The organism is Helicobacter ganmani (genome assembly GCF_003364315.1).
GTDB lineage: Bacteria > Campylobacterota > Campylobacteria > Campylobacterales > Helicobacteraceae > Helicobacter_D > Helicobacter_D ganmani.
In genome coordinates, this window is the sequence record NZ_NXLS01000002.1 from 273,914 (window position 1) to 298,104 (window position 24,191).

The 24,191-nt window shown below is 37.8% G+C and carries 30 protein-coding genes; 13 read left to right on the forward strand and 17 right to left on the reverse strand.

The features are described from left to right. Positions 1-8 precede the first annotated feature (8 nt). Both argH and ubiE read left to right on the forward strand, forming a co-directional pair. Positions 9-1,439 (forward strand): argininosuccinate lyase, encoded by a 1,431-nt coding sequence (argH, locus tag CQA43_RS03435; protein ID WP_115551204.1) that lies wholly within the window; start codon positions 9-11, stop codon positions 1,437-1,439. Beyond that, the gene (ubiE, locus tag CQA43_RS03440) at positions 1,429-2,148 is read left to right on the forward strand and encodes a bifunctional demethylmenaquinone methyltransferase/2-methoxy-6-polyprenyl-1,4-benzoquinol methylase UbiE (protein ID WP_115551205.1); all 720 of its coding nucleotides are present in this window, start codon (positions 1,429-1,431) and stop codon (positions 2,146-2,148) included. Before argH ends, ubiE begins: the two co-directional genes overlap by 11 nt. Positions 2,149-2,245: 97 nt before the next feature. On the opposite strand, the gene CQA43_RS03445 is transcribed toward ubiE, so the two are convergent. Both CQA43_RS03445 and CQA43_RS03450 read right to left on the reverse strand, forming a co-directional pair. Further along, a complete protein-coding gene (locus tag CQA43_RS03445; protein ID WP_115551206.1) occupies positions 2,246-2,875 on the reverse strand; it encodes a trimeric intracellular cation channel family protein in 630 nt (209 codons plus the stop codon). Between the two features lie 56 nt (positions 2,876-2,931). Continuing rightward, the gene (locus tag CQA43_RS03450; RefSeq protein ID WP_115551207.1) at positions 2,932-3,507 is read right to left on the reverse strand and encodes a thermonuclease family protein; all 576 of its coding nucleotides are present in this window, start codon (positions 3,505-3,507) and stop codon (positions 2,932-2,934) included. Positions 3,508-3,666: 159 nt separating this feature from the next. Here CQA43_RS03450 and apt point away from each other — a divergent pair, with 159 nt between their 5' ends. The 10 genes from apt (at position 3,667) to CQA43_RS03495 (ending at position 10,046) form a co-directional block, all read left to right on the forward strand. Beyond that, positions 3,667-4,221, forward strand: a complete 555-nt coding sequence (gene apt, locus CQA43_RS03455; RefSeq protein ID WP_115551208.1) for an adenine phosphoribosyltransferase — start codon at positions 3,667-3,669, stop codon at positions 4,219-4,221. An 84-nt stretch (positions 4,222-4,305) separates the two neighbouring features. Beyond that, on the forward strand, positions 4,306-4,674 hold the full coding sequence (gene panD / locus CQA43_RS03460; protein ID WP_115551209.1) for an aspartate 1-decarboxylase: 369 nt from the start codon (positions 4,306-4,308) through the stop codon (positions 4,672-4,674). Further along, a complete protein-coding gene (locus tag CQA43_RS03465; protein ID WP_115551210.1) occupies positions 4,667-4,978 on the forward strand; it encodes a YbaB/EbfC family nucleoid-associated protein in 312 nt (103 codons plus the stop codon). The genes panD and CQA43_RS03465 overlap by 8 nt, the downstream gene beginning before the upstream one ends. After that, positions 4,978-6,132: a DUF7488 domain-containing protein gene (locus CQA43_RS03470; RefSeq protein WP_115551211.1), complete on the forward strand. Its 1,155-nt coding sequence runs from the start codon at positions 4,978-4,980 to the stop codon at positions 6,130-6,132. The genes CQA43_RS03465 and CQA43_RS03470 overlap by 1 nt, the downstream gene beginning before the upstream one ends. Then, entirely contained in the window at positions 6,107-6,970 is an 864-nt protein-coding gene (locus CQA43_RS03475; protein WP_115551212.1) for a polyprenyl synthetase family protein, read from the forward strand. Before CQA43_RS03470 ends, CQA43_RS03475 begins: the two co-directional genes overlap by 26 nt. A 9-nt stretch (positions 6,971-6,979) precedes the next feature. Continuing rightward, complete coding sequence (gene surE / locus CQA43_RS03480) at positions 6,980-7,774, forward strand: 5'/3'-nucleotidase SurE (RefSeq protein WP_115551213.1); 795 nt, start codon at positions 6,980-6,982, stop codon at positions 7,772-7,774. Then, complete coding sequence (locus CQA43_RS03485) at positions 7,767-8,456, forward strand: tRNA threonylcarbamoyladenosine dehydratase (RefSeq protein WP_115551214.1); 690 nt, start codon at positions 7,767-7,769, stop codon at positions 8,454-8,456. The genes surE and CQA43_RS03485 overlap by 8 nt, the downstream gene beginning before the upstream one ends. Next, complete coding sequence (locus CQA43_RS09465; protein WP_181881603.1) at positions 8,443-8,592, forward strand: hypothetical protein; 150 nt, start codon at positions 8,443-8,445, stop codon at positions 8,590-8,592. Before CQA43_RS03485 ends, CQA43_RS09465 begins: the two co-directional genes overlap by 14 nt. 9 nt (positions 8,593-8,601) lie before the next feature. Beyond that, a complete protein-coding gene (locus tag CQA43_RS03490) occupies positions 8,602-9,486 on the forward strand; it encodes a carbon-nitrogen hydrolase (RefSeq protein ID WP_115551215.1) in 885 nt (294 codons plus the stop codon). After that, positions 9,486-10,046 carry a class I SAM-dependent methyltransferase gene (locus CQA43_RS03495; RefSeq protein ID WP_115551216.1) on the forward strand — a complete coding sequence of 187 codons (561 nt, stop codon included), beginning with the start codon at positions 9,486-9,488 and terminating at the stop codon, positions 10,044-10,046. Before CQA43_RS03490 ends, CQA43_RS03495 begins: the two co-directional genes overlap by 1 nt. 67 nt (positions 10,047-10,113) lie before the next feature. Here CQA43_RS03495 and CQA43_RS03500 read toward each other — a convergent pair whose 3' ends face one another. The 6 genes from CQA43_RS03500 to CQA43_RS03525 all read right to left on the reverse strand — a co-directional run bounded on the left by CQA43_RS03500 (position 10,114) and on the right by CQA43_RS03525 (position 13,920). Then, positions 10,114-11,124 carry a beta-ketoacyl-ACP synthase III gene (locus CQA43_RS03500; RefSeq protein WP_115551217.1) on the reverse strand — a complete coding sequence of 337 codons (1,011 nt, stop codon included), beginning with the start codon at positions 11,122-11,124 and terminating at the stop codon, positions 10,114-10,116. A gap of 3 nt (positions 11,125-11,127) precedes the next feature. Continuing rightward, a complete protein-coding gene (plsX, locus tag CQA43_RS03505) occupies positions 11,128-12,114 on the reverse strand; it encodes a phosphate acyltransferase PlsX (protein ID WP_115551218.1) in 987 nt (328 codons plus the stop codon). Between the two features lie 14 nt (positions 12,115-12,128). Continuing rightward, positions 12,129-12,284 (reverse strand): 50S ribosomal protein L32, encoded by a 156-nt coding sequence (rpmF, locus tag CQA43_RS03510; protein ID WP_115551219.1) that lies wholly within the window; start codon positions 12,282-12,284, stop codon positions 12,129-12,131. Positions 12,285-12,287: 3 nt separating this feature from the next. Further along, positions 12,288-12,668 (reverse strand): hypothetical protein, encoded by a 381-nt coding sequence (locus tag CQA43_RS03515; RefSeq protein WP_115551220.1) that lies wholly within the window; start codon positions 12,666-12,668, stop codon positions 12,288-12,290. A 3-nt stretch (positions 12,669-12,671) separates the two neighbouring features. Continuing rightward, positions 12,672-13,085 carry a nucleoside-diphosphate kinase gene (gene ndk, locus CQA43_RS03520; protein ID WP_115551221.1) on the reverse strand — a complete coding sequence of 138 codons (414 nt, stop codon included), beginning with the start codon at positions 13,083-13,085 and terminating at the stop codon, positions 12,672-12,674. 133 nt (positions 13,086-13,218) lie between these two features. Beyond that, positions 13,219-13,920 (reverse strand): MqnA/MqnD/SBP family protein, encoded by a 702-nt coding sequence (locus CQA43_RS03525; protein ID WP_115551222.1) that lies wholly within the window; start codon positions 13,918-13,920, stop codon positions 13,219-13,221. 148 nt (positions 13,921-14,068) lie between these two features. Between CQA43_RS03525 and CQA43_RS03530 the strand changes: the two genes are divergently transcribed. Beyond that, positions 14,069-14,920, forward strand: coding sequence for an HDOD domain-containing protein (locus CQA43_RS03530; RefSeq protein ID WP_115551223.1), 852 nt, complete (start codon positions 14,069-14,071; stop codon positions 14,918-14,920). Between the two features lie 116 nt (positions 14,921-15,036). On the opposite strand, the gene CQA43_RS03535 is transcribed toward CQA43_RS03530, so the two are convergent. The 9 genes from CQA43_RS03535 to CQA43_RS03575 all read right to left on the reverse strand — a co-directional run. Next, positions 15,037-15,609: a ComF family protein gene (locus CQA43_RS03535; protein WP_115551224.1), complete on the reverse strand. Its 573-nt coding sequence runs from the start codon at positions 15,607-15,609 to the stop codon at positions 15,037-15,039. Continuing rightward, positions 15,609-16,178 carry a dTMP kinase gene (gene tmk / locus CQA43_RS03540; RefSeq protein WP_115551225.1) on the reverse strand — a complete coding sequence of 190 codons (570 nt, stop codon included), beginning with the start codon at positions 16,176-16,178 and terminating at the stop codon, positions 15,609-15,611. Before tmk ends, CQA43_RS03535 begins: the two co-directional genes overlap by 1 nt. Before the next feature lies 1 nt (position 16,179). Beyond that, positions 16,180-16,722: a pantetheine-phosphate adenylyltransferase gene (coaD, locus tag CQA43_RS03545; RefSeq protein WP_115551226.1), complete on the reverse strand. Its 543-nt coding sequence runs from the start codon at positions 16,720-16,722 to the stop codon at positions 16,180-16,182. Next, on the reverse strand, positions 16,722-17,726 hold the full coding sequence (gene pyrC / locus CQA43_RS03550) for a dihydroorotase (RefSeq protein WP_115551227.1): 1,005 nt from the start codon (positions 17,724-17,726) through the stop codon (positions 16,722-16,724). The genes coaD and pyrC overlap by 1 nt, the downstream gene beginning before the upstream one ends. Continuing rightward, positions 17,726-19,153: a phosphomannomutase/phosphoglucomutase gene (locus tag CQA43_RS03555; protein WP_115551228.1), complete on the reverse strand. Its 1,428-nt coding sequence runs from the start codon at positions 19,151-19,153 to the stop codon at positions 17,726-17,728. Before CQA43_RS03555 ends, pyrC begins: the two co-directional genes overlap by 1 nt. Then, the gene (mqnF, locus tag CQA43_RS03560; RefSeq protein ID WP_115551229.1) at positions 19,153-20,415 is read right to left on the reverse strand and encodes an aminofutalosine deaminase family hydrolase; all 1,263 of its coding nucleotides are present in this window, start codon (positions 20,413-20,415) and stop codon (positions 19,153-19,155) included. Before mqnF ends, CQA43_RS03555 begins: the two co-directional genes overlap by 1 nt. Further along, the gene (locus tag CQA43_RS03565; RefSeq protein WP_115551230.1) at positions 20,415-21,248 is read right to left on the reverse strand and encodes a mechanosensitive ion channel family protein; all 834 of its coding nucleotides are present in this window, start codon (positions 21,246-21,248) and stop codon (positions 20,415-20,417) included. Before CQA43_RS03565 ends, mqnF begins: the two co-directional genes overlap by 1 nt. Positions 21,249-21,258: 10 nt before the next feature. Continuing rightward, positions 21,259-22,533: an amidohydrolase family protein gene (locus CQA43_RS03570; RefSeq protein ID WP_115551231.1), complete on the reverse strand. Its 1,275-nt coding sequence runs from the start codon at positions 22,531-22,533 to the stop codon at positions 21,259-21,261. 205 nt (positions 22,534-22,738) lie between these two features. Then, positions 22,739-24,191, reverse strand: a 1,453-nt coding sequence (locus CQA43_RS03575; RefSeq protein ID WP_115551232.1) for a DUF2972 domain-containing protein, incomplete at its 5' end; no start/stop codon positions are given.

A 24,191-nucleotide genomic window follows, 5' to 3' on the forward strand; every position in this document is an offset into this window, starting at 1 on the left:
GCAAAAATATGGAAAACCAAAAACTTTGGGGTGGGAGATTTAGCGCGAGTGCAGCAGAAATTTTAGATGAATTTAACGCCTCTTTGCCCTTTGATAAAAAGCTCTACAAACAAGATATTCTAGGCTCACAAACACACGCTAAAATGTTAGCAAAATGTGGAATCCTCACACAAAGCGAAGCAGAGAAAATCTGTGAGGGCTTGGAGCAAGTCAAAGAGGAAATGGAGCGAGGGGAATTTGAGTTTATCCTTAGCGATGAGGATATTCATATGGCAGTGGAGAAGCGACTGACACAAATCATCGGTGAGGTGGGCAAAAAGCTCCACACTGCGCGCAGTCGTAACGACCAAGTTGCCCTTGATTTTAGGCTTTTTGTGCTAGATTCCAACGACAATTTACGTGTGCTCCTTTTAGAACTCATTGATACCTTACTAGAAATTGCAAAACAACACACACAAACAATGTTACCGGGTATGACACACTTACAACACGCCCAACCTGTGAATTTTGGCTTTTTGATGTGTGCTTATGTCAGTATGTTTGCAAGAGATTTTGAAAGATTGGAATCCTCTTTTAGACGCAATAATTTTTGTCCTTTAGGTGCAGCAGCTCTTGCTGGCACTCCTTATGCGACAGATAGATTTTTCACTGCACAAACTTTAGGCTTTATTGCACCGACATTAAACGCCACAGATTCCGTGAGCGATAGAGACTTTGCGCTAGATTTTCTCTATGATTGCTCTATGATTGCAATGCACATTTCAAGACTTGCAGAAGAGCTTGTGCTGTGGAGTAGCTATGAATTTAAATTCATCACCCTAAGCGACGCGTATTCCACAGGAAGCTCCATAATGCCACAAAAAAAGAATCCCGATGTTCCCGAGCTTTTGCGCGGCAAAAGCGGACGCGTATATGGTAATCTCCTCTCGCTTTTGGTAGTAATGAAAGGCTTGCCGCTTGCTTATAACAAAGACACGCAAGAGGATAAAGAGGGCGTATTTGATAGTTTTGAGACATTAAGCATTGCGTTAAGAATCCTCAAAGACACCTTACAAACAATGACAATCAATACAGATTCTATGCTCAAAGCTTGCAAAAAAGGACATTTAAGCGCAACAGATTTAGCAGACTTTCTCGTGCAGACTTGTGGGATTCCATTTAGAGAGGCGCACCATATCACAGGAAAAGCAGTCGCCTTTGCAGAATCCTTAGACAAGGACTTAAGCGACTTAAGTGCGGAGGAATTATGCAGTGTGGATAGCGCGATTCCACAAGAGGCGCACAAAAGCCTAGATTTAGAGGCTTCTATGAATAGCAGAAACTCCTATGGTGGCACTTCCACACAGGCAACAAAAACACAGATTGAGAGCTTGGAAGCTTGGTTGCAACTTGCAAAAAAAGCATTACAAGACTCAAAGGAACCCCAAAATGCAAAATAAGCAACAAGAAATCATTGCAATGTTTGACAATATTGCAGGAAGCTATGACTTGGCAAACCGCGTGATGAGCTGCGGAATAGATATTGCTTGGAGACAAAAAGCTTGTCAGCTTGCCTTTAGAAACTTGCCACAAGAATCCCTATCCGCGTTAAATATTGCCGATGTTGCTTGCGGGACGGGAGATATGATAAGCCATTGGCACAAAAATACACTCAAAGAAAATGTGCGAATTCAAAGTATAATAGGACTAGACCCAAGTGAGGGAATGCTGAATGTCGCACGCAAAAAACTTCCCAATGTAGAATTTAAGCAATGTGAAGCAAAAGAACTCCCACTAGAAAACGCAAGTAAGGATATTTTAAGTATTGCCTATGGAATCCGCAATGTCGTAGAAAGAAAACGCGCTTTAGAGGAGTTTGCGCGGGTGATTAAACCAAATGGAATCTTAGTGATTTTAGAATTTACCAAATGTGAGAATCCCACGCTTTTCGAAAAACTTATGGGATTTTATACCAAAAATATCCTACCTTACATAGGTGGAATCGTTTCTAAAAACTATCGCGCTTATCGCTACCTGCCTGATTCCATTGAAGAATTTCTCACCGCAGAAAAGCTGAATAGCGAGCTACAAGAAGTAGGTTTTATGCCTCTTTATACCAAAGCATTTTCTGCAAATGTTTGCACCTTATTTATTGCTAAAAGGCTTTGATTTTATCCTCATAGAGTTTCTTACTGCGTCCTTGCGACTGAATCTTTTACAAAAAGCCACAATAAAATCCTACAACAAGGCAGGATAAAGGATTCTACTACGATTTAGGTGTATATTTAAAGGTTGGTAGCCCCAAATGATAACGAATTGCAACCAAGCGCGCAACAAAGCCAATAGAAAGACAAGCAATAATGATAAGATTCTGATTCATTGCAAAATAATTCGCACTAATCCATTCGCAAACTACATATAAACTGCCTACAAGCAAGGAAATGCTAGCATAAAGCTCTTTTTGGAATACAAGCGGAATCCTCGCACAAAAAATATCCCGCAAGATTCCGCCAAACACTCCCGTGATGACTGCTCCTATTACCGCCATTGCTCCACTTGGGTGCAAATCTATCCCCACACGCGCGCCAATTACACTAAAGACCGCAAGCCCCATAGCGTCTAATACTAAAAAAGTGCGCTCAAATCTAGCAACAAAATAAGGAATCCTTGTCGTCAAAATTGCCGCAAAACACACGATGAGCAAATATTCGGGGTGAGCCACCCAAGTAAGAGGATAATGCCCAAAAAGCACATCACGAATAGAACCTCCGCCAATCGCGGTTACACAAGCGATAAAAACCACTCCAAACCAATCCATATTATGCCTTCCTGCTGCTAACGCCCCGCTCATTCCCTCTGCAGTAATTCCTACAATATATAAACTCGTCAAAAGCATTTTAACCCCAACATCATTTTTATCTCCTTAAGATTCCATATGAAAAGTTGCGCAATTTATTTGTCGGAATCTTTGCTTAATGTTTCTTTGGCAATCTCTTGCAAAGTTCTTTTCAGACATTCCATTTCTTTACTCCACTCTTTCCATAATCCGCGCTTTTCAGCCTTTGCAATGCTTTCTAGCACTTCCAAATCTGCTAACACTGCGGATTCTGTAACATCAAAATACTGCACCACCGCATAACCATCACGCACTAACTCCGCATTAAAGAGATTCCCCCCGCGTTGCAAAAAACACCAACCGCTTTTATAGCCCAAACGATATTGCTGCTCCAAAAAAACCTTATTGCGCGTGTATTGCATCGCAAAATGTCGCATTTCCTTAACCGCTCTTGCACTTACTTCGCAAGTGTCATTTTTGAAGCTTTTGCTTACACCAGCGACACCATAAAGCTGACAATAAAGCATTCCATAGTCCTTGCTATACATACTAAAAAGTGTGGGCGCAAAAATATGCTTCATCAGTGCTTGTCTGCTAATAGGAGGTGTTGCAAAGGCAAAGAGGTTTGGACTTGCCAAACACAAGCCCAATAAAAGAACAAAAAGATTTTTAAGCAATTTTTGATTTTGCATTTTAAGATTCTGCCTTTAAAAGAGCATTTTATATTTTGTTTGAAATTGTAGCAAACTTCCACTTTTATCAAATTTTAATCCAAACAAAACTTAAATTCTTGACACATTAAGATAAAACGCGTTAAGATTTCGGGAATTTATGATTTTAAAAGGAAAAATATGCAACAACTCACCCAAGACGACAAAAAAAAATTGCTTGATTCTATCCGCACGATTTCGGATTATCCACAACCTGGAATCTTATTTTACGACATTACAACACTTCTAAACAATCCACAAGTTTTTCATTTTATTATCTCTCATCTTAAGACACATTATGAATCTTTTAAGATTGATTTTATTGCCGCGATTGAAAGTCGTGGCTTTATTTTTGGTGCAACTTTGGCTTACGCACTAGGAGTTGGATTCGTGCCGATTCGCAAAAAAGGCAAATTGCCTTATACAACGATTTCTGAAAAATACTCTTTGGAATATGGATTTAGTGAAATTGAAATCCATATTGATGCGTTTAAAAATTCAAAGAATCCATCCCCCAATGTGCTTTTAATAGATGATTTGATTGCCACAGGTGGCACGGCAGTCGCCGCAGTCAATCTCATTAAACAAGCGGGAGCAAATTGTTTGGAATCTTGCTTTATTTTAAATTTAGAATCCCTAAAAGGCGCAGAAAATTTGCGCAAAATTGTTCCGATTTATACACTTTTGGATTTATAAGAAAATCTTTATTTAAAGATTCTAAAAATATGAAATAAAAATATTTTGGACAAAATGTGTTAAAATTCTTAAAAAGGTTTTAAATTGAATCTCACAATGTTATATAGCAAAATTCATCGAGCAAGCGTGAGCGATGCCAACCTCAATTATGTAGGCTCTATCACCATTGATATTGAACTAATGAAAGCCGCAGGACTTCAAGAGGGACAAAAGGTAGATATTGTCAATATCAACAATGGTGAGCGATTCTCAACCTATGTGATAGAGGGACAAAAGGGAGATATATGCCTAAATGGTGCAGCAGCACGCAAGGTGCAAATAGGAGATAAAATCATCGTAATGGCGTATGCCACCTATACGCAAGAAGAACTTGCAACTTATACACCAAAAGTTGTGCTAGTAGATGAAAAAAACCAAATCATCGCAATTAAAAAGGAGTTGAAAAATGTTTGACCCGCAGGAGCTTGCCAAAACACTTGGAAACCTACAAGAAAAGCTTAAAGAAGCGCAAGAAGAGAGTAAAAACTTGACTTTCAGTGCCAAAAGTGGTGGGGGATTAGTTCATATCACAGCAAATGGAGAGGGAGAAGTCATTGATATTGGCATTGACGATTCTTTGCTAGAGGACAAGGAATCCCTACAAATTCTGCTGATGAGTGCGTTTAATGACATTTCTAAGAGTGTGGAGCAAAATCGCAAAAATATGGCGATGGGAATGTTGGGTAATTTAGGAGAGTTTCCATTTAAGGGGTTATGATGAATTTAATAAATTTCAAAAAACTTTGTTGGTTAGGATATGGAATCATTGTATTGAATTTGCCACTTGTTGCATACGACTTTGAAGCTTGCAAACAAAAGGCGGTTCTTTCAATGGAGCGCGTAGGCAACACTTATGGAATCGCAATCAAACGACTAGGGGATTTTACAAAAGAATCTGAAATCAACTTGACGCCCTCCAAAGTAGCCCTTTTTGTTTATTCTCCACACTCCACACCCAAAGGTTATAAAATCCTAAAACACGACCCATTTGTCGGAATGTATTTATTGGAATCTAAAAATGAATTACTCCCCATCTCCTTGCGTTCTATCAATAAAGAAATCCTAGAGGACGAAATGGCAAGCATTCTACCGCAAGAGGGCGTGAGTGGCAAAATTCAAACGCGTATGCAAAGCCCCATTGATTATGCAACGCTCAACACTCCAACCTTTCAAAATAGCCTTATTAGCACGGTTTGCGATCATATCTATGGAATTGGGATTGGTAAAAATCAATTTATTGAAAAAGCCTATTTAGAGCGATTTGTTTATAGTGATTCTGTTTATTATGGAGACATTGGAGTGCGCGTTTTTCAAAATAGTGAGGATAGAGTGGAAGTTAATCTCATTGACCCATTTTTCAGCGCGAATCCCTTTGCGTATGGAGATATTATTATGGCAATTAATGGCGAAACGATTCCAAATGTTGCACATTTTCATCGTGTAGTCTTTGATTTAAAAGAGGGTGAAAGCGTGCCTGTGCGTATATCACGCAATGGAGTAGTAATGGAGTTGCAGGCGCGTGTGGATAAAAGACGTGGAGGAATGCTCTTAAAAGAAGATTTTTTAGGGCGCGTAGGGATTGAAGTCAATAGCGATTTTGTGGTAACCTCTGTCGCACCTTATGCCAAAAATGGTTTTGAACGTCTAAAAGTAGGCGACAAAGTCTTGCGCGTCAATCAGCAAATTGTTCCAAAAGGCTATGATGCAATTATTCGCTTGCTTGGTAAATTTCCAGACAAAACGCAAAAATGGTTGATTTCGCGAGATGATTTCCAATTTTTTATCAATGTCAATCAAAAAGCACAACCCACAGATACGCAAGATAGCTTAATACAAGGACTTTTAAATGAATCTAATGCCTTTAGTCTTTGATAGATTTGAACATTATGTCAAGAATCAAGCTCCTAAAGTTGCGAGTTTTCACCCCCATTTTGAAGATGCCTTGTGGGAAATGGTTTTAAATGGCGGTAAAAGATTCCGTCCTCAACTGCTCTTAAGCATTGTCGCAAGCTATAAACCCAAAATGCTAGAAAAGGCTTTTGCCCCTGCACTTGCATTAGAGATTCTACATACTTATTCACTTATCCACGATGATTTACCTGCAATGGACGATGCACCCTTGCGCAGAGGTTGCCAAACACTCCACACAAAATACGGCGAAACAAGTGCGATTCTAGCAGGCGATGGGCTAAATACACACGCTTTTTATCTGCTTACAAAAGCAAAACTAAAACCAAAAACAAAGGTTAAATTAATCCAATGTCTAAGCTATAATGGCGGAATCTATGGTATGGTGCTAGGACAGGCACTAGATTGTTATTTTGAACATCAAAAACTTCCGCTAAAACAACTAAGATTCATTCATTTAAACAAAACAGCCAAGCTGATTGCAGCAAGCCTACAAATGGGTGGAATCCTTGCAGATTGCGACAAAAAGACGCGTAAATCTCTTTACAAATTAGGATTAGACTTGGGATTATTTTTTCAAATTCGTGATGACATCATAGATACCACACAAAGCGAACAAGAAGCCGGCAAACCCACACAGCAAGATACTGATAAAAATAGCTATGTAAATTTATTGGGATTAGAGGGCGCAAAAAAGGAAGCAAAAAATCTATCGGATTCTATTTTGACACAATTTAAAACGCTCAACCCAAAAGCCAACAAAATTTTAAATGAACTCTTAAGTCATTATTTTATTTTTTAAGAAGCAGTAATGAAACGCATTTTAATCACCAATGACGATGGTTATCAATCTCCGGGACTTTTAGCACTTCAAAGTGCGTTAAGCCCACTTGGACACATTATGATTGTAGCACCCGCAAGTGAAAAATCTGCCTGTGGGCACGGAATGACACTCACCCGCCCTTTGCGTTTTGTGGAGATAGAAGACGATTTCTACAAGCTAGAGGACGGAAGCCCTACGGATTGTGTTTATCTTTCTTTAAATGCGCTTTACCAAGAGGGATTTATGCCGGATTTAATTGTGAGCGGAATCAATATTGGCTCTAATATGGGAGAGGATATCAGCTATTCTGGCACAGCAAGTGCTGCAATGGAGGGCGTTCTGCACGGGATTCCATCTATTGCTATTTCACAAGTCTTGCAAGATAAAAATTATTTTGGATTTGATTTTGAACTCGCAAAACAAAGTATTTACAAAATAGCCAAAAAAATCCTAAATCACACATATCCTCTAGGTGCAAGAGAATTTTTAAATATCAATATTCCACAAATTTCTCCTAAAGACTGCAAGGGATTTAAAATTACCGAACTTGGAATCCGAGCCTATGGCAACGATGCGCATGTACATCGCAATCCTCGCGGAGAGGAATATTATTGGCTTGGGCTTCATCCTCTTGCATGGAATGAACGAGAAAACAACGAAACTTCTGACTTTGAAGCGACCAAAAATGGTTATGTTTCTATCACTCCCATTACCCTTGATTTTACCGCAAGGAATCGATTACGCACTTTAGAGGATTGGATTAGCGGAGGATTCAATGAATAAAAGATTTGTAAGAACTTTACCATTATTCAAAGAAGAGGGCTTAGCAAAGCTACAAGATTCCAAAGCCCTTATTCTTGGCGTAGGGGGTGTTGGGGGATTTGCGTTAGATTGCCTTTATCGCACAGGAATCGGTGAAATTTGCATTATAGATTTTGATTGTTTCGAGCCAAGCAATCAAAACCGCCAAATCGGCTCTTTAGGAGGAATCGGGCGCAAAAAAGTAGAAGTTCTTGCTGAAATTTATCAAGGTGTCATTCCCCTTGATGCAAAAATCACACGAGACTTTATTCAACAATTTGACTTTACTGCTTATGACATTGTTTTAGATGCGATTGACGACATTGACGCAAAAATTGCTCTTGCGCTTAAAGTCGCAAATCAGCCCGAATCTCCCACAAAACCTCTTTTGCTCTCTTCTATGGGAAGTGCTAAAAAACTAGACCCCTCACAGATTCAATTTGCGCCAATTTGGAAAAGTTATGGGGACAAATTTGCAAGAAAATTTCGCGAAGGACTGAAAAAGCAAGGTTTTAAAGGCAGTTTTATGGTAGCCTTTAGCCCAGAAGAGCCAAAATGTAAAGAGCTTGGGAGTTTCAGCGGAGTAACAGCAAGTTTTGGGCTACGTTTGGCGAGCGAAGCAATTGCAATGATTTTAAAAAGGAGAAAAGATGAAAATTTTTGAGGACGAAAATTGCGAAGAGTTTGAGGATGAGGAATACGACGGCTACAATTCAGAGTATGAAGATAGCGATAAATTCCTCTATGATGAGGACGATTACGATAGCGGAGAGGAAGATTACGAGGACACAGACTACTAAGGAGTAAAAATGGAATCCAAAATCAAAGTTGCTTTAATCCAACAATCCTATAAAGGTAGCAAATCCTCTACACAGCAAATAAGCACGCAAATGATAAAAGAAGCTGCACAAAATGGAGCGCAACTAGTTTTATTACAGGAACTTCATACGCAAGAATATTTTTGCCAAAGTGAAAATGTAGATTTTTTTGATTATGCGTTGAGTTTTGAAGCGGATTGCGAATATTTCAGTCAAATTGCCAAAAACAATAAAATTGTGCTTGTAACTTCACTTTTTGAACGAAGAAGTGCGGGGCTTTATCACAACACAGCAGTTGTGTTTGAGCGCGATGGAGGCATTGCGGGAAAATATCGCAAAATGCACATTCCAGATGACCCGGGATTCTATGAGAAATTTTATTTTACGCCCGGAGATTTGAATTTTACGCCTATTACCACAAGCTTAGGCAAGCTCGGGGTGCTTATATGCTGGGACCAATGGTATCCTGAAGCCGCACGCATTATGACATTAAAAGGAGCAGAGATTCTCATCTATCCCACTGCAATTGGTTGGTTCAATAGTGATAAAGCTGATGAAAAAGAACGGCAAAGGGAAGCGTGGATGGCAGTGCAACGCGGACATAGTGTCGCAAATGGAATCCCTGTTGCAACGATTAACCGCGTAGGTTTTGAAGCAGACAAAAGCGGAGTAATGGAGGGAATCACTTTTTGGGGTTCTAGTTTTGCCTATGGAGCGCAAGGCGAATTGCTTGCACTTGGAAGCGTAGAAAAAGAAGAAATTTTGTATTTTGAATGGGACAAGCAAAGAAGTGAGGAAGTGCGTAGGATTTGGCCATTTTTGCGTGATAGACGCATTGATTCCTATCAAGAGATTCTCAAAAGATTCTGCGACTAATGCAAAGCGACCAAGACAAATGGAATCTGCGTCATAAAAACAATCCGATTCCGAGTGAGCCTCTTGCTCTGCTGCGTCAATTCATTACCGCAGCCCCACGAGGCAAGGCACTAGACATTGCTTGCGGTATGGGACGCAATTCGCGCTTTATGCGAGATTGTGGGTTTGAGGTAGAAAGCATAGATATTTCTGACTTTGCGATTACTTCTTTGCAAAATGAACGCAATATTTACGCGCATTGCGCAGATTTGGATTCTTTTAAGATTCTGCCACAAAACTATCATATTATTTGCAATAGCTATTTTTTAGAGCGAAGATTGTTTCCTTTGATGTGTGAGGGATTAAAAAAAGGTGGAATCTTAGTCTTTGAAACTTTTGCCAAAAGCGAGATAGAATCGCACAATGCCTTTGCGAGTGATTCTAGCCATTTATTACACAAAAACGAACTTTTACACGCCTTTTTGGATTTAGAGATTCTATTTTATGAAGAAACTTTGATTCCGCGCGCCAAAGATTCCTCATTGGCTTTGGTAGCTAGATTGGTTGGCAGGGCGAACTAACGCATTTATTTGTAGCAAGATTTTGTATTGACATTTGCAACAAGCAAAAACACTACCCACAATAAAATCATTGACCGCCAAAGGCAAGAATCGCTGAACCCCAAGTCAAGCCACCACCAAAAGCGTCCAAAAGCAGTTTTGAACCCTGCTTGATTTTACCGCTTTCGTATAAATCATTGATAGCCATAGGAATGGAAGCAGCGGAAGTGTTGCCATATTTTTGCACAGTGAGGGCGACTTTTTCACTTGAGAATCCCAATGCCTCTCCTACTGCAGAAATAATGCGTAAATTTGCTTGATGTGGGACAAAAAAATCAATCTCGTCTTTGGAGAGATGATTTCTTTGTAGAATCTCTACCACATCTTTTGTCAAAGTTTTTACCGCAATTTTAAAAGTCTCATTGCCTTTCATTTTGATAAATTGCAAACGTTCTCTCAAAATTTCAGCACTTGCAGGATAACGACTGCCACAACCTGGTGTCATCAAAAGCTCTTGATATTGCCCATTTGCAGCACACTGCACATCTAATACGCTAAGGCTTTTATCCTCTGTTGCACGAATAACCGCAGCTCCCGCTCCATCACCAAACAAAACACAAGTGCTACGGTCTTCCATATCTAAAATACTTGAAATCTTTTCCGCACCAATAATCAAGATATTTTTGTAAGTCTGGGATTCTATGAAAGATTTTGCAAGAGAGAGGAGATAGATAAATCCGCTGCAAGCCGCTGCAATATCAAAAGCAGGTTTATTGATGATTCCTAAGTTATTTGCCACTACACACGCTGTTGAGGGCATACAAAAGAAATCAGGAGAGATTGTAGCAACAACCACCGCATCAATCACACTAATATCAATCTGTGCGCGCTCTATTGCGATTCTTGCGGCTTTGGTTGCCAAATCACTTGTTGCTTCATTGTCCTCTGCAAATCGCCTTTCTTTGATGCCTGTGCGTTTCGTAATCCATTCGTCACTCGTCTCAACAATTTTAGATAAGTCCTCATTACTCACGATTCTACTAGGAACATACGCACCAATAGAACTTAAAGACGCATAAATTGGTATTTTTACTGACATTTCTTAAATCTTATATTTCTCTAAAGCACTTAAAATTTTGTCATTGACATTATTTTCAACCGCTAAAATTGCTTGAAAAACTGCATTTTTCATCGCCTTTGCATTACTTTTTCCGTGGCAAATGATGACATTCCCATCTACTCCTAGAAGTGGCGCACCTCCATATTCCGCATAATCAATTTGTTTTTTAAGCTTTTTGAATACATTTTTCATAAACAATGCACCAAAGATTCCAATAGGAGAGGATTTAATATATTTCTTTAACAAAAAAATAATAGAATCCGCCACTCCCTCACTTGTTTTTAGCACAACATTACCGACAAATCCATCACACACAATTACTTCTACATTTGCGTCAAAGATATTGTTTCCCTCAATATTCCCAATAAAGCTTGGATGTTTTTTTAAAAGGTCAAAGGCAGCTTTTGTCATTTCATTGCCCTTGCATTCTTCCTCTCCATTTGCCAACAAACCAATCCGTGCTTTAGGATAGTTAAGAATCGCAGTTGCATACTCGTGTCCCATAATTCCAAACTCAAAGAGATTCTCTGGTTTGCAATCAACATTTGCGCCCGCATCTACTACTAAACTTTTTTGTGCATCTATACGTGGCATAAGCGTGCAAATTGCGGGACGAGAAACACCCTTTAAACGTCCTATCTTTAAAGTTGCAAGACTCATTGTTGCACCGCTATGCCCAGCAGAAACCACTGCGTCTATTTGTTTATTTTTAAGCATTTCAATTGCAAGATAGATAGAGCTTTCTTTGCGCTTGAGTGCAGAAGTTGCACCTTCTTCCATTGTAATAAAATCCGTGCAATGCACAATCTCTACCTTTTGCTTGCATTCTGCAGGAATAAGTGGCGCAATAACCTGCTCATCCCCAACAAGTACAAGTGCAAAATCGCGTTCTTTTAATGCCTGTAAAGCACCTTGCACAAGTGGGGAAGAGCCAAAATCTCCACCCATTGCATCAACGGCAATTCTCATCTGTAAGATTCCAATTAATTGTTTTTGTATTTTCCAGTAAATTTATTTACACGATGAGGCATTTTCCATGTTCCGTCTTTATCTTTTACAGGAACTGCTAATGTAATTTTATAATGTGTTCTTCGTTTTGCTGCTCTTGTTTTACTCACGCGTCTTTTTGGTACTGCCATTTTTTACTCCTTAAATTCATTTTCTTTAATATGATAATCACAGCGAATCATCTCTAATTCGCTCTGTAAAATTTCTTCAAAATCAATCTTGCCCTCTTTGCATTCCACAATTTCTTCAAAATGCTCACTATCTAAATGCACAATTGTATCACTTAGATAAAATCCTACAGGCTCTTCTAGTATTTTTTGATATTCTTCTCCACTCAAATCACAGACAAGAGTGATTACCCCGCTTAAGATTCCATTGAGTTTAAGCATATCGGGATAACTTTTATCACAAGATAAAACACCCTCCAACTTGACTTGATTCTCTTCAATGCAAAATCGGACTTTTTCTCCATTCTTGCAACTCTGAAATGCCTTTGTGAAAGCAATTTTATGCATTAACTAGCAAATTTCCTTTGTAGCAAAGAAAAATGCAATTTCTTTTTTAGCATTTTCCAAACTATCACTTCCATGCACTGCATTTGCATCAATACTCTCTGCAAAATCCGCGCGAATGGTGCCGGGTGCTGCTTCTTTTGGATTAGTTGAACCCATTAGTTCGCGGTTTTTTGCTACCGCGTTCAATCCTTCAAGCACCATAACCACAACTGGTCCGCTTACCATAAAATCTACCAACTCGCCAAAAAAGGGACGCTCTTTATGCACTGCATAAAAATCTTTTGCATCGCATCGGCTAAGTCTGATTTTTTTCATTGCTGCGATTCTTAGCCCATTACTTTCAAAGCGATCAACAATTTTTCCAATAACATTTTTTTTCACCGCATCAGGCTTGATAATGGATAATGTTTGCTCCATTGCTACTCCTAAAAGCCCCACTCTTTTGGGGCATATTTTAAAATAAAAGGATATATTATATTCAAAATAACCTGCATTTTTTATTAAATGTCATTTTATTTTGGATTCCATATTTATTCCCACACAAGAAATCCTAAAATCTCCGTGGTGCTTTAATCTTTAAAATCCTTAAATTTCTATAAAATCTTTCCACGCCAAAATTTGCTTTTTTGTCTATTTTATAAGACAACACTTGGAGATATTGTAATATCTCTTGTTTTGAAATTCCGCTTTTAAGTGCAGCTTTTGTTAGCAAAAAATGTGGAATCTTAATATGCTTTTTATAAAAAGAATGGATTAATTTTTTATAAAAAGAATGATTCTTTTTGACGCACAATCTCCCAAAAACAAAAGGTAAATGTTCCTTTTTTACCCAAAACTTGCCCAAATCCACATAATCTTTTTGATGGTTACTTTTCTGCTTCAAAACCTCTACAAGTGCTCTATCTCCTATTAATACACGTCCCTTTAAACCAAGAACTTTTAAAAGCGCATTAGAGGTCGCAGATTGATAATCTTCTCCCTTTTCCTTTGGCAAGCAAATTACACTTAAAACTTCCTTGCGTGCTACGATTCCAACTTGCGAAGCCCAAAAACGCTCTCTCCTTGCCCTAAGTGCCGTGATAGATGAAACAAATCCCGCATCAATGCGCCCAAACAAAAATTCACGATTCAACTTTGCAGGATAAGATTTTTTTTTGTTATAAAATAATTGAAAATGCGATGGCTTAGGATATGCCCGCACAAAAGTTTCAAAAGGCAAAAGATTAAGGTAATCAATTTTTCCAAAGCGCATAAAATCTCCTAAAAGTTTCTGATTATTTTACCATTTATTCACAATTTTATGTTATTTTTGAAACTTTAATTAAGTAATGTGTTACTAAAAATACGATACAATAAAAAATTATTTACAAAAAATACCTTAGAAATAGAGGAAGTTTTCAATGAATCCTTTACTTTTAGAGACTATTAATGATCTCCCACCGCTCCCTAAAACAGTGATGGAACTACAAGAATATGTTGATTCTAGCGGAGCAGATTTGGAGATTAGTAAAGTTGTTGCTATCATTTCTAAAGACCCCTTATTAATTGGTGAGCTTTTGCGTCTTGCAAACTCTCCATTTTATGGATTTTCTCATCAAGTTTCTACAATTCAACAAGTTGTCTCGTTGCTCGGAATTAGTAATATCAAAAATGTTGTTTTGGCGAACTCTATTCGGTCTAATTTTTCTATTGATGTTTCTCCTTATGGATTAGATACAGGAGTATTTTTAGCTAATTGTTCTAATGAAGTGGATTTCATCTCTACTTGGCTTCAAGAAGAAGACAAAGCACTTTCCAATGAGCTTGTGCCATGCGCTATGCTTTTGCGTTTAGGAATGATTTTGCTTGCAAATATGCTCCTAAAGTCAGGCAAAGCGAAGGAATTTTTAACCGAAAATCAAACAAATAATTTTCAAAATGTATCCGAACTAGAGAATCAATATTGCGGTATTGATCATGTGGCATTTCTAGGATTCTTATTTGACCATTGGAAGTTTGATGAAAGACTAATCCAAAGCATTACCCATATTGAAAACCCACACGCTTCTTCTAGCGAAATCAAAAAGAATGCCTACGCACTAGCAGTTACAAATTGTCTTTTCGAACCCTACAATCCCTTAAGCTCTTTTAATTCTAAAAAAGCCATTGCGCTTGTCAATGAAGCCACCAATCAAGGAGTGGATTTTAATATGGGAAATTTTCTAACCAAACTTCCACAAGCTGCTAAAGACAACTTGATGAAAGATGATTAGCATAGCACAATTGCGAGATTTTTTGCAGAATGTCGCAATTGTTGAATTCTTGTCCTTATTTATAATTGGAAATTAAATAAGTTCTTTTATTGCTCTTGCTCTTAATATGTTTGCTTTCAGTTTCTCGCGTCTGCTAAGACAAAAGCATTTAAAACTTTTCCACCATTAGATTCCAAACATTCTTTTGCCTCCATTAGCGTTAAGCCTGTTGTAACAATATCATCAACCAATACGATTTCTTTGCCCCTTACCTTGCGTTTAAGGCAAAAATTGCGCGGATTTGCTTGACGAAATTTCAAACTTTTTCCTGCATAAGATACAGGGTTTTTGGCGTATAATGTCTGATAGAGTGGCGTCAATCCCACCTGTTTTAAATGATACAACAAAATTGCATTATGTGCGTAGCCTTGTGTGCTGATTTTATCATCAATTCCCACAGCATAAGCGTTAAGCGGAATCTCTAGAGTATTTTTCAAATATTGACTTGCTTTTTTTGCCAAGATTCCATAGACTTTACTACCAATCACTTGATATTTAGCGTGTAGCAGATACTCAATCTCGCCAAAAGCAAAGAAACTATAAATTTTAAAGCCCTTTATTTCTCTATATCGCGGAGTAATATGGATTGCATTAAAGCAGTTTTTGCAGAAAGTATAAAATGTCCAATTTCCACAGAGCAGACAGCGCATTAGCTCTTTATAAAATCCACAATTTTTGCAGTAATTTCTGCCCGTGATAAATCCGCTTGCAACAAAAGCGATTCTATTTCAAGCTTCAAAATTACCTCTTTCAAGGCTTCTTGAAGTTCAAGCAAATAAGAGATTCCACGCTTTTCTATCTTATCCCAACTTTTTGCGCTCAATCTCTCCTCTAAAACCTCTTGCGTCAATTCCAATAACACAACTTTATTAGGCACAATTCCGCCTGTGGCAAAAAAATTCAAAGTGCGCAGAATCTCAAAATCAAAGTCTTTCGCATAAGCAATTCCAGAAATCAAACTTCTATCACTAATGATGAGTTTATCTGCATTTGGTTTTAAGATTCTCTCACTATGCTCTGCTCTATCAGCCAAAAACAACAGCATTTCTGTCTTTGATGTGCAATGCAAATCGTGTTCAAGTAAAGTAGAACGAATCTCTCTGCCAATCTCTGTCGCGCCGGGCTCAAAAGTGAAAAGGGCTTCTTTAAAAATCTCTTTTAGAGCTGCAATTTGTGTGCTTTTTCCACTCGTGTCAATTCCCTCTATCGCACAATACATCTTAATCCTTTAAGAGGGAATCTTTCGTTTTAGATTCCGCATTCCAATCCACAAAATGAGGCAAACTTGCAATATGCACCTTAACAGAATTTGGCACAAGATGCGCAATTTCCCCTCCGTGTAAAAGAATAGAACGCACCACCGTGGAGCTAATAAAGGCATTTTGGAGCGAGGGCATAAGGTAAATTGTTTCCAATTCACGATTCAAAGACGCATTGGCATATCCCATTTGCAATTCATATTCAAAATCACTTACCGCCCTAAGCCCACGCACAAGGATATTTGCATTATTTTCTTTTGCAAAATCCGCGATGAGATTCCTAAAAGGTTGCACACACACATTGCAAGAAATATTTTTGGAATCCTTAATCGCCAAATTCACCATTTTGACGCGTTCTTTAAGAGAAAATAAAGGGTGTTTGCTATCTGATTTTGCAACAGCAATAATCAACCCATCAAAGAGCTTGCACGCGCGCTCAATCACATCTAAATGCCCTTTTGTAATCGGGTCAAAAGTGCCAGGATACACTGCGATTTTTGACATTAGCCAAAGCTCCACGCAAGGGTTTTTCCCGCATAAAGCGGGACGATTCCCTCTATGACTTGCGGAATTGTCATTGGTTTTTTAATCAACTTTACTTGCTTGTCAGTTGCGCGGATTCCATAAATTTTTTGTGCATTACCGCTTATGAAGTTTTCTAAATTTTCTAGACTTTTATGTGTCTCAAAAAGCGTCGCGAGTGCCGGGAGCAAAATTGGTGCAGTAAAGATTCCTGCCGCACCTTTGGCATTTTCTTTGTTACTTTGCAAATGGGGAGCAGAATCGCTACCAAAAGAAAACTTCTTATGCGCACTTAAGGCAATCTGCAACAAAGCATCTTTGTCCTTTGGTGTCTTTAAAATAGGCTTACAAAAACAATGAGGATTCAATGCTCCTCCAATAACATCTTCTAAGCTCAAACTAATATGGTGTAAAGTCAGTGTAGCATAGAGATTGTCATATTTTTCTACCACAGCAATAGAACGTCTATCACTCAAGTGCTCAAAAATAATTTTTAGGCGCGGAAAAGTCTCCGCAAGTTCTGCAAACACCGCGTGGAATTCCGCTTCTCGCTCTAAAACAAAGCCATTACTCTCTCCGTGAATACTCAAAATTAGCCCAAGCTCTTGCGCAATCTCTAAAATCTCTAAAATTTTCGTATTAAGAATTTCGCTTACACCATTCTCGCTTCCTGTTGTCGCCCCTTTTGGATAGAGTTTAATAAAGAGAATATCCTTTTCTTTTGCCTTTTGAAGCTCTTTTTTGTCTAATTTTTCTGTGAGATATAAAGACATCATTGGATTGAAATTTTCATCTCCGCAAGCCTTTAAAATTCTCTTTTGATAGGCAAGCGCGTCCTCTACATTTAGAATCGGTGGATTGAGATTTGGCATTACAAGCGCACCACTGAAGCTTTGTGCAGTAAATTTCGCGACACTTTCAAGAATCTCTCCGTCCCTTAAATGCAAGTGCATATCAAAGGGAGATTGCAAGACGATTTGCTCCATTATTGCTCCTCTTTTTTGAAATTGTCTAGTAGTGCTAAAAGTGCTCTTTGATACATTGCAACTGCTTCCTTGCTCTTGGCTTCAAAACGCGTTACAAGCACAGGTGTGGTATTGCTTGCCCGCACAAGCCCCCAACCTTCTTCAAAAATCACACGCACTCCATCAATTGAAATAATCTTAACGATTTTAGGGAAATTTGCAGGGAGTTTGGAAACATCGTTTAAAATCTCTTTTAATCGTTCTACTTGCGCAAATTTTTCTTCTTCACTCGTTTGAATTTTGATTTCATCAGTAGAATAGAGTTTAGGCAAAGATTCTAGGACTTTATCAAACTCTAAGCCCTTTGTTTTCAGCAATTCTATAACACGTAAAGCTGCATAAGTTGCGTCATCATACCCAAAATATCTATCGTTAAAGAAAATATGCCCACTGACTTCAAATGCCATATGCGCACCACTCTCTTTTAATTTAACTTTCAAATTGCTATGCCCTGTTTTATACATTATACTCTGTCCGATTCTATCAATACTTTCATACATATTTAATGAGCATTTCACTTCACCAATTATAATAGGGTGTGGAATCGTTTGTGCAAAAATAATCGCAAGCTCATCACCTTTATAGACTTTTCCTCCCTCTCGTGTATGTTTAATCACCGCCAATCTATCCCCATCGCCATCAAAGGCAAACCCGATTCCACCTCTTGCTGCCACTTCTGTTTTAAGGTCTTGCAAGTTCTTTTCTTCACTAGGGTCTGGGTGGTGGTGAGGAAAGTTCCCATCAGGCTCCAAAAATAATCCTTTAAAGCGAATATCCAAACGTTCCAAAATGCGTGCGATTCCAACCCCTGCGATTCCATTCCCACAATCCATAGAAATAGGTAAATCAAACCCTTTTAAATGCGCAAATTCATTTGCCAAATAATCCACATACAAATCTAAGACATTCAGCTTTTGAGGAATTGTATTTTTTGGAATCTTTTTGGCAACCTCCTCAAACTCAAGTGTGTAAAAGTCTTTTTCTAACGCATAAATTGCATCACCAAAAAATGGTTCTTTGCAAAGAGTAATTTTAAACCCATTGTATTTAGGAGGATTATGCGAACCTGTAATCATCACACTTCCTTCAAGTTGCAAAGTCTGCGATTGTACTTCAAACTCACTATACAAGGCAAAATATCCCACAGGAGTTGGAATCCTCCCTAGATTATACGCACAAGCTCCGCTTGCAAAAACACCCTGACAAAACCAATCAAAGATGATTTCTGAATGCACACGCGCATCATAACCCACACCCAAATTTCTGCCTCCCCTTTTTTGCAATTCTAGCCCCAAAAGATAACCAATGCGCGTAACATTTTCTCGTGTTAAATCTTCATTGTAGATTCCGCGAATATCGTATTCTCTAAAAATCGTTAATTTTTGCATTATTCCCTCTCCTGTAAATTTTCCAAAACTTCCATTCCCTTGATATAAAGCGCAAATGCCTCTCTAACATATAAAATTAAATTTTGCGCTAAAAATTCCTCTGTTTTGGGGATTTTAAACACAGCAAAATCAGCAAAATTTCCGACTTTTAATTCTCCAAGCTTCCAATCGGTATTCAAAAATGCGTTGCGTGTTACACTAAGCAATAATTCCCTCGCAAGATACTCTAAAGGCATATCACTATATGCAAACAAGGCGATTTTTAACTCATCTAACAAAGAAAGAGAATTATTGGAGCTTTTGCCATCTGTCCCCAAACAAAACGGAATCCCACATTCTTGCAATGCGTTAAGATTCAAGAGCTTGGAGTTTAACAAGCGATTAGATTTAGGGCAAGTAATGATTTTGCCTTTCATTGTGGTAATTTCCCTTAAGATTTGAGAATCCGCTTCCAAACAATGCACAAAATAAATATTTTTTGTATCCTTAAAAAACTCCAAAAAACCTTGCACATCATAAAAAGATTTAGGATTGCTCCCAAAAAATTTTTGATAAAACTTTTGGAAATACCCGCTACTAGTTTCTAGCCATTCTTTCTCCGCTTGAGATTCCAAAAAATGCACGCTTAGAGGCAAATTTTCCTTTTGTGCAACCTGAAGTGTTTTTTCAAGCAGTTTTGAATGGACAGAATAGGGAGAATGAATTGCAACCGCTGGGATAAAACGCTCATTTTGCACAGATTTAGAATCCTGCAAACGCGCAAGAAAATTCTGAAACAAAATGTCCAAAACTTCTATTTTTGAACCAATAACTTCATTAAAATAAAGCACACGCAAAGGAGAATCTGCCAAAACTTCCAAATCATATCCATAACTTGAAACTGCCCCTACAAACCCCACACCACTTCGCAAGCATTCTGTAATTCCTTGTTGCATTGCAGTTTTTAAATTAACACCCATTAATTTTTCTTGCATTAAAGTTTCACGATTCACAATCACGCTATCTAGCCATTTTCCAAAATCCCCAAAATGCAAGATTCCTTCATTTTGACTAAACTCCAAATGTAAATGTAAATTTGCTAATGCTGGCGTGATAGCGCAGGATTCATAATATTGACTTGGAATATCGGGGTATTGTTGGCATAAGGAAGTATAGGAATCTATGGCGATAATTTCATCGGATTCAAAGCAAACCCCACCTCTTTTGAGGACGCGAAATTCTGCATCACAAAGCACTACAAAATCCGCGCCAATAATTTGCATTATGGATTCGTTCCCATTGATTGATTTAGGTTAATATCTAGTTTGTTGTATGGAATCTCAATACCCTCTGCATCAAAACGCAATTTAACCTTTTGCTGCATTGCAATATTTGCTGTGAAATAGTTCTCACTCCTTACCCAAAAACGCACAATCAAATCTACACTACTTGCATTTAAAGCATTCACACCTATAACAGGTGCGGGCTCTTTCAAAACAATTTCTTCTTGCTCTAAAATCTCTTCTAAGATTTGCTTCGCCTTTTGCAAATCGCTTGCATAACCTACGCCAAAAATCAAATCCATACGACGCGTTGCATTTGCATTCACATTGATAATAGGCGCACTGACAATACTAGAATTTGGTAAAACCACCACTTGATTATCTGGAGTGGTGAGCTTAGTTTGAAACAAATTAATAGAATCTACTTTACCCGTAATAGAGCCAACAGAAATCGTATCTCCTTTGTTGAAATGACGCAAAACCACGAGTAAGATTCCACTTGCAAGATTGGATAAAGAATCTTTCAAAGAAAGAGCAATTGCCAAACCTGCAGTTCCTAAAACTGCAATAATAGAGGTTGTTTTCACACCCAAATTTGAAAGCGCAGTGATAAAGGTCAAAATCAAAACTGCGACAAAAACAACATTTTTTAGAAATTCTCCTAATGTTTCATCTTTTGTTGCTTTAATCACAGCTTTTGAAATATATTTTGACAGAATCCTAGAGAGATAATATCCAATAACCAAAATAAACAATGCACTAATAAAATTAGGCAAAAAGCCAAAAAACCAATTTTCAAATCTCTCATAAACTAAAAATAATTTTGCTTCCATACAACTCCTTTCAAGAATGCGTGTAAAATCCTAAGCACTGCTTTCCCTCAACAAACATTTCTTTCACAACGCCATAAAAAATCCAATCATTATAAGGCGAATCGGGATTATCCATTACACAAGTTTCTTTTGGATCTATCAAAATCAAATCCGCATCGTAACCTTCCGCAATCAATCCTTTTTCGCTAAAACCTAACGCACGAGCTGGATTCAAGCTTAAAATCTTGCTTAACTCGCTTAAGTTCATACGCTCATTTTTAACAAATAATGTATAACACATCGGCACGAAACATTCAATCATATCTATACCAAAGGCAGCTTCTTCAAAGGCAAGGTCTTTTTGCGCTTGAGACTTCGCAGATTGCAAAGAAGTAATCAACTCAATCTCTCCTCTTTTGACTCTTTTTAGCAATTTTGTGCGCGTAGATTCGGACTTCAAAGGTGGCTTGATTTTTGCTGCGGTGTTATAATGATTGCATAGATTCTCTGTTAGCATTAGATGGTGAATGGAGGTTTGCAAAAAAAGGTGTGGGGTCTTGGTTTTGGAAATAGATTTGAGATGAATATTTTTGACTTCCTCAATAATTTCTACACTGCGCTCTGTTGCGAGAGCCAAAAAAACTGCTTTTACACCCATAAATCTTGCAACCTCACTCATTTGCGCAACCTCTTTTGTTTCACTTAAGGTTGGAATGGCGGGCAATCCAAGTCTTGAGGAAAGCTCTCCGTCATTCATCACTCCATTTGCGCTTAGCGATTCGTCCTCACAAGAAAAAAACATCGGCACATCAAACATTAGTGCAAATTCGCAAGCACGTCTTAGCAGATTGCCATCAATGTTGGATTTTGCAAAGATACCTTTCGCTCCTTTCTTATGCAGAATCGCAAGTTCATTTAAAGACTTTGGATTTTCTACATTCACGGCGTCTGAAATGCCCAAAATTTGCGCCTTAAACTCATCTTTCAATGCGTGGAGTAGCTCCAATCCCAATTCACTACTTGAAGTCGGCTTACAATCTGGAATCAAGACTGCTTGAGAAATTCCACCAAGTGCGGCTTTGCAGGAAAGTTTCAAAAGATTTTCTTTGCTTAAAATTGAATTGCTTACGCGTGTATTTAAATCAATCGCGCCCGGAAGCAAAATAAGATTATCTGCTCCCAAAACCTCCTCGCCACTCTTTGGCATAATGCTTCGCTCTACTGCGACAATCTTACCTTTTTCTATTCGGACATCGCCTCTTTGTTCGCCATTTGCATCACAAACCATCGCACCTTTGATTATCATCACGCGCCCTTTTAAAATTAATTTGGCAATTATGGCAAATTTAAGCTAAAAAATAATTTTAAGATTGCAAATTTGCTAAACCTTGTAAGGAATAAAATGACAAGGCAATTTCTTATAATGTTTCCATTGTGCCATTGCGAGAAGTTGCATTATATAACTTCGTAGCAATCCATAAACCAAATCTCACAAGGACAATCAACCACTTTTATTTATCCATCTCCTCACACATTCTCTCAAACTCTTGATAATATTTCCAAGACTCTACAATGTCAGGACGATGAGACTTGATATGCCAATAATCTTCATCAAATAACTTTTTATAATCTTTTCGTATTGCATCATTTTCTTTAAAATAATTTAAAATATCCCTTTCATTTAACTTTAACTTTAATTCCTCTATTTCCTTCTTTTCGAGAGTTTTCATATATCCTAACATATAAACTTTAAATGCTTCAAAAAGCTCATCATTGATATTTATATCACTTTTGACATACAATGCTACTTCATAGGGAAGCTGATAATTTCTATTTCCAAAAACTTTTCTTGTAAGATTTTTATAGTCTTGATTGTCAAAAAATAACCTATCATTTTTCAATGTTACAATAATTTCTATGGATTTGGAATCATTTAAACTATCCTTTGAAGTGCAGACCATACCACCTAATTGATACATGCTTTTTATATCCTCATCATGCAAAAATAAACTAAAAGGGAAATAAACATGTCTATCATTCCCATTGGCTTTTACCTCAAACACTTCACGATTTAATGGCGAATGGAATCCTAGCTGTCGCGCCAAAGTACAAAATGTATTAAAACCATTTTCAAGACTAATACTAGAAAAAGGCAAATACCGCACATCATTTAAACCATTTTGTCTCAATAATGCAATCTTTTTTCCTAATAGATTATGATTTCCATCGGAATATCTTTGCAATAATTCAACTTGCGGACGCTCTCCCTTAGAATATATCAAAGAGGGCATTATTGTTTCATAATCATAAGTTAAATTAATTCTCCTATACACACTTGCACAACAAGCTCTATTATCCAAATGATTTACAAAAGGCTTAAGCAAAGAGATAGGATCTCTTACAACGCACAACAAAGGCACATTGTGTGTAATAAGATAATAAAGTTTATCGTTCTCCCAACGATATGCTCTTGTCCAAATCGCACAATAATCATTACCGCCTACCATATTTTTATAGTTTATCAAATAAGTCTCTTTGTTTGTGGTGAATCTATGATTGATTCTTATTTGACATTCAGCAAAAAATCTTAAAGTGGCACCTGCTCCACACCCATGTATTGACAACCACACAAACCCATACCCCCTCGGCAATGGCAAATTCAAATCCCAAGCAAGTTCCGCAGGGATACTCTCATAACTTAAGTTTGGATAAGGTTGGATAGAATCTCTATTCTCTCTTTGGGATTCTACATTGCATTCTTTAGATTCTCTCTTTGCATTCAATCTATCAGGATTCAGTAAAGGAGGATAAGGGTGATTCGTGTTAATGTATTGTTCTTTAAATTCTTTAGAGTTAAGCCATTGCAGGATTTCCTCTTTGTGTTTTAAAAGGAAAGGTGTTTGAGTAGAAAAAGGAATTTGAGAAAAAAGTTTAAAAAAGAAAGATTCTATCTTAAAAGAATTG

What these genes read in the sequence shown, in the direction of transcription:
- pyrC (WP_115551227.1), bottom strand. Translation starts at nt 17,726, where the DNA reads ATGGAGCAAATCGTCTTGCAATCTCCCTTTGATATGCACTTGCATTTA.
- apt (WP_115551208.1), top strand. Translation starts at nt 3,667, where the DNA reads ATGCAACAACTCACCCAAGACGACAAAAAAAAATTGCTTGATTCTATC.
- CQA43_RS03485 (WP_115551214.1), top strand. Translation starts at nt 7,767, where the DNA reads ATGAATAAAAGATTTGTAAGAACTTTACCATTATTCAAAGAAGAGGGC.
- CQA43_RS03555 (WP_115551228.1), bottom strand. Translation starts at nt 19,153, where the DNA reads ATGCAAAAATTAACGATTTTTAGAGAATACGATATTCGCGGAATCTAC.
- CQA43_RS03450 (WP_115551207.1), bottom strand. Translation starts at nt 3,507, where the DNA reads ATGCAAAATCAAAAATTGCTTAAAAATCTTTTTGTTCTTTTATTGGGC.
- mqnF (WP_115551229.1), bottom strand. Translation starts at nt 20,415, where the DNA reads ATGCAAATTATTGGCGCGGATTTTGTAGTGCTTTGTGATGCAGAATTT.
- ubiE (WP_115551205.1), top strand. Translation starts at nt 1,429, where the DNA reads ATGCAAAATAAGCAACAAGAAATCATTGCAATGTTTGACAATATTGCA.
- plsX (WP_115551218.1), bottom strand. Translation starts at nt 12,114, where the DNA reads ATGAGAATTGCCGTTGATGCAATGGGTGGAGATTTTGGCTCTTCCCCA.
- surE (WP_115551213.1), top strand. Translation starts at nt 6,980, where the DNA reads ATGAAACGCATTTTAATCACCAATGACGATGGTTATCAATCTCCGGGA.
- CQA43_RS03535 (WP_115551224.1), bottom strand. Translation starts at nt 15,609, where the DNA reads ATGCGCTGTCTGCTCTGTGGAAATTGGACATTTTATACTTTCTGCAAA.
- argH (WP_115551204.1), top strand. Translation starts at nt 9, where the DNA reads ATGGAAAACCAAAAACTTTGGGGTGGGAGATTTAGCGCGAGTGCAGCA.
- rpmF (WP_115551219.1), bottom strand. Translation starts at nt 12,284, where the DNA reads ATGGCAGTACCAAAAAGACGCGTGAGTAAAACAAGAGCAGCAAAACGA.
- CQA43_RS03475 (WP_115551212.1), top strand. Translation starts at nt 6,107, where the DNA reads ATGAATCTAATGCCTTTAGTCTTTGATAGATTTGAACATTATGTCAAG.
- CQA43_RS03570 (WP_115551231.1), bottom strand. Translation starts at nt 22,533, where the DNA reads ATGATAATCAAAGGTGCGATGGTTTGTGATGCAAATGGCGAACAAAGA.
- CQA43_RS03515 (WP_115551220.1), bottom strand. Translation starts at nt 12,668, where the DNA reads ATGCATAAAATTGCTTTCACAAAGGCATTTCAGAGTTGCAAGAATGGA.
- CQA43_RS03500 (WP_115551217.1), bottom strand. Translation starts at nt 11,124, where the DNA reads ATGTCAGTAAAAATACCAATTTATGCGTCTTTAAGTTCTATTGGTGCG.
- CQA43_RS03565 (WP_115551230.1), bottom strand. Translation starts at nt 21,248, where the DNA reads ATGGAAGCAAAATTATTTTTAGTTTATGAGAGATTTGAAAATTGGTTT.
- CQA43_RS03490 (WP_115551215.1), top strand. Translation starts at nt 8,602, where the DNA reads ATGGAATCCAAAATCAAAGTTGCTTTAATCCAACAATCCTATAAAGGT.
- CQA43_RS03470 (WP_115551211.1), top strand. Translation starts at nt 4,978, where the DNA reads ATGAATTTAATAAATTTCAAAAAACTTTGTTGGTTAGGATATGGAATC.
- CQA43_RS03495 (WP_115551216.1), top strand. Translation starts at nt 9,486, where the DNA reads ATGCAAAGCGACCAAGACAAATGGAATCTGCGTCATAAAAACAATCCG.
- CQA43_RS03445 (WP_115551206.1), bottom strand. Translation starts at nt 2,875, where the DNA reads ATGCTTTTGACGAGTTTATATATTGTAGGAATTACTGCAGAGGGAATG.
- tmk (WP_115551225.1), bottom strand. Translation starts at nt 16,178, where the DNA reads ATGTATTGTGCGATAGAGGGAATTGACACGAGTGGAAAAAGCACACAA.
- CQA43_RS03465 (WP_115551210.1), top strand. Translation starts at nt 4,667, where the DNA reads ATGTTTGACCCGCAGGAGCTTGCCAAAACACTTGGAAACCTACAAGAA.
- CQA43_RS09465 (WP_181881603.1), top strand. Translation starts at nt 8,443, where the DNA reads ATGAAAATTTTTGAGGACGAAAATTGCGAAGAGTTTGAGGATGAGGAA.
- ndk (WP_115551221.1), bottom strand. Translation starts at nt 13,085, where the DNA reads ATGGAGCAAACATTATCCATTATCAAGCCTGATGCGGTGAAAAAAAAT.
- CQA43_RS03530 (WP_115551223.1), top strand. Translation starts at nt 14,069, where the DNA reads ATGAATCCTTTACTTTTAGAGACTATTAATGATCTCCCACCGCTCCCT.
- coaD (WP_115551226.1), bottom strand. Translation starts at nt 16,722, where the DNA reads ATGTCAAAAATCGCAGTGTATCCTGGCACTTTTGACCCGATTACAAAA.
- CQA43_RS03525 (WP_115551222.1), bottom strand. Translation starts at nt 13,920, where the DNA reads ATGCGCTTTGGAAAAATTGATTACCTTAATCTTTTGCCTTTTGAAACT.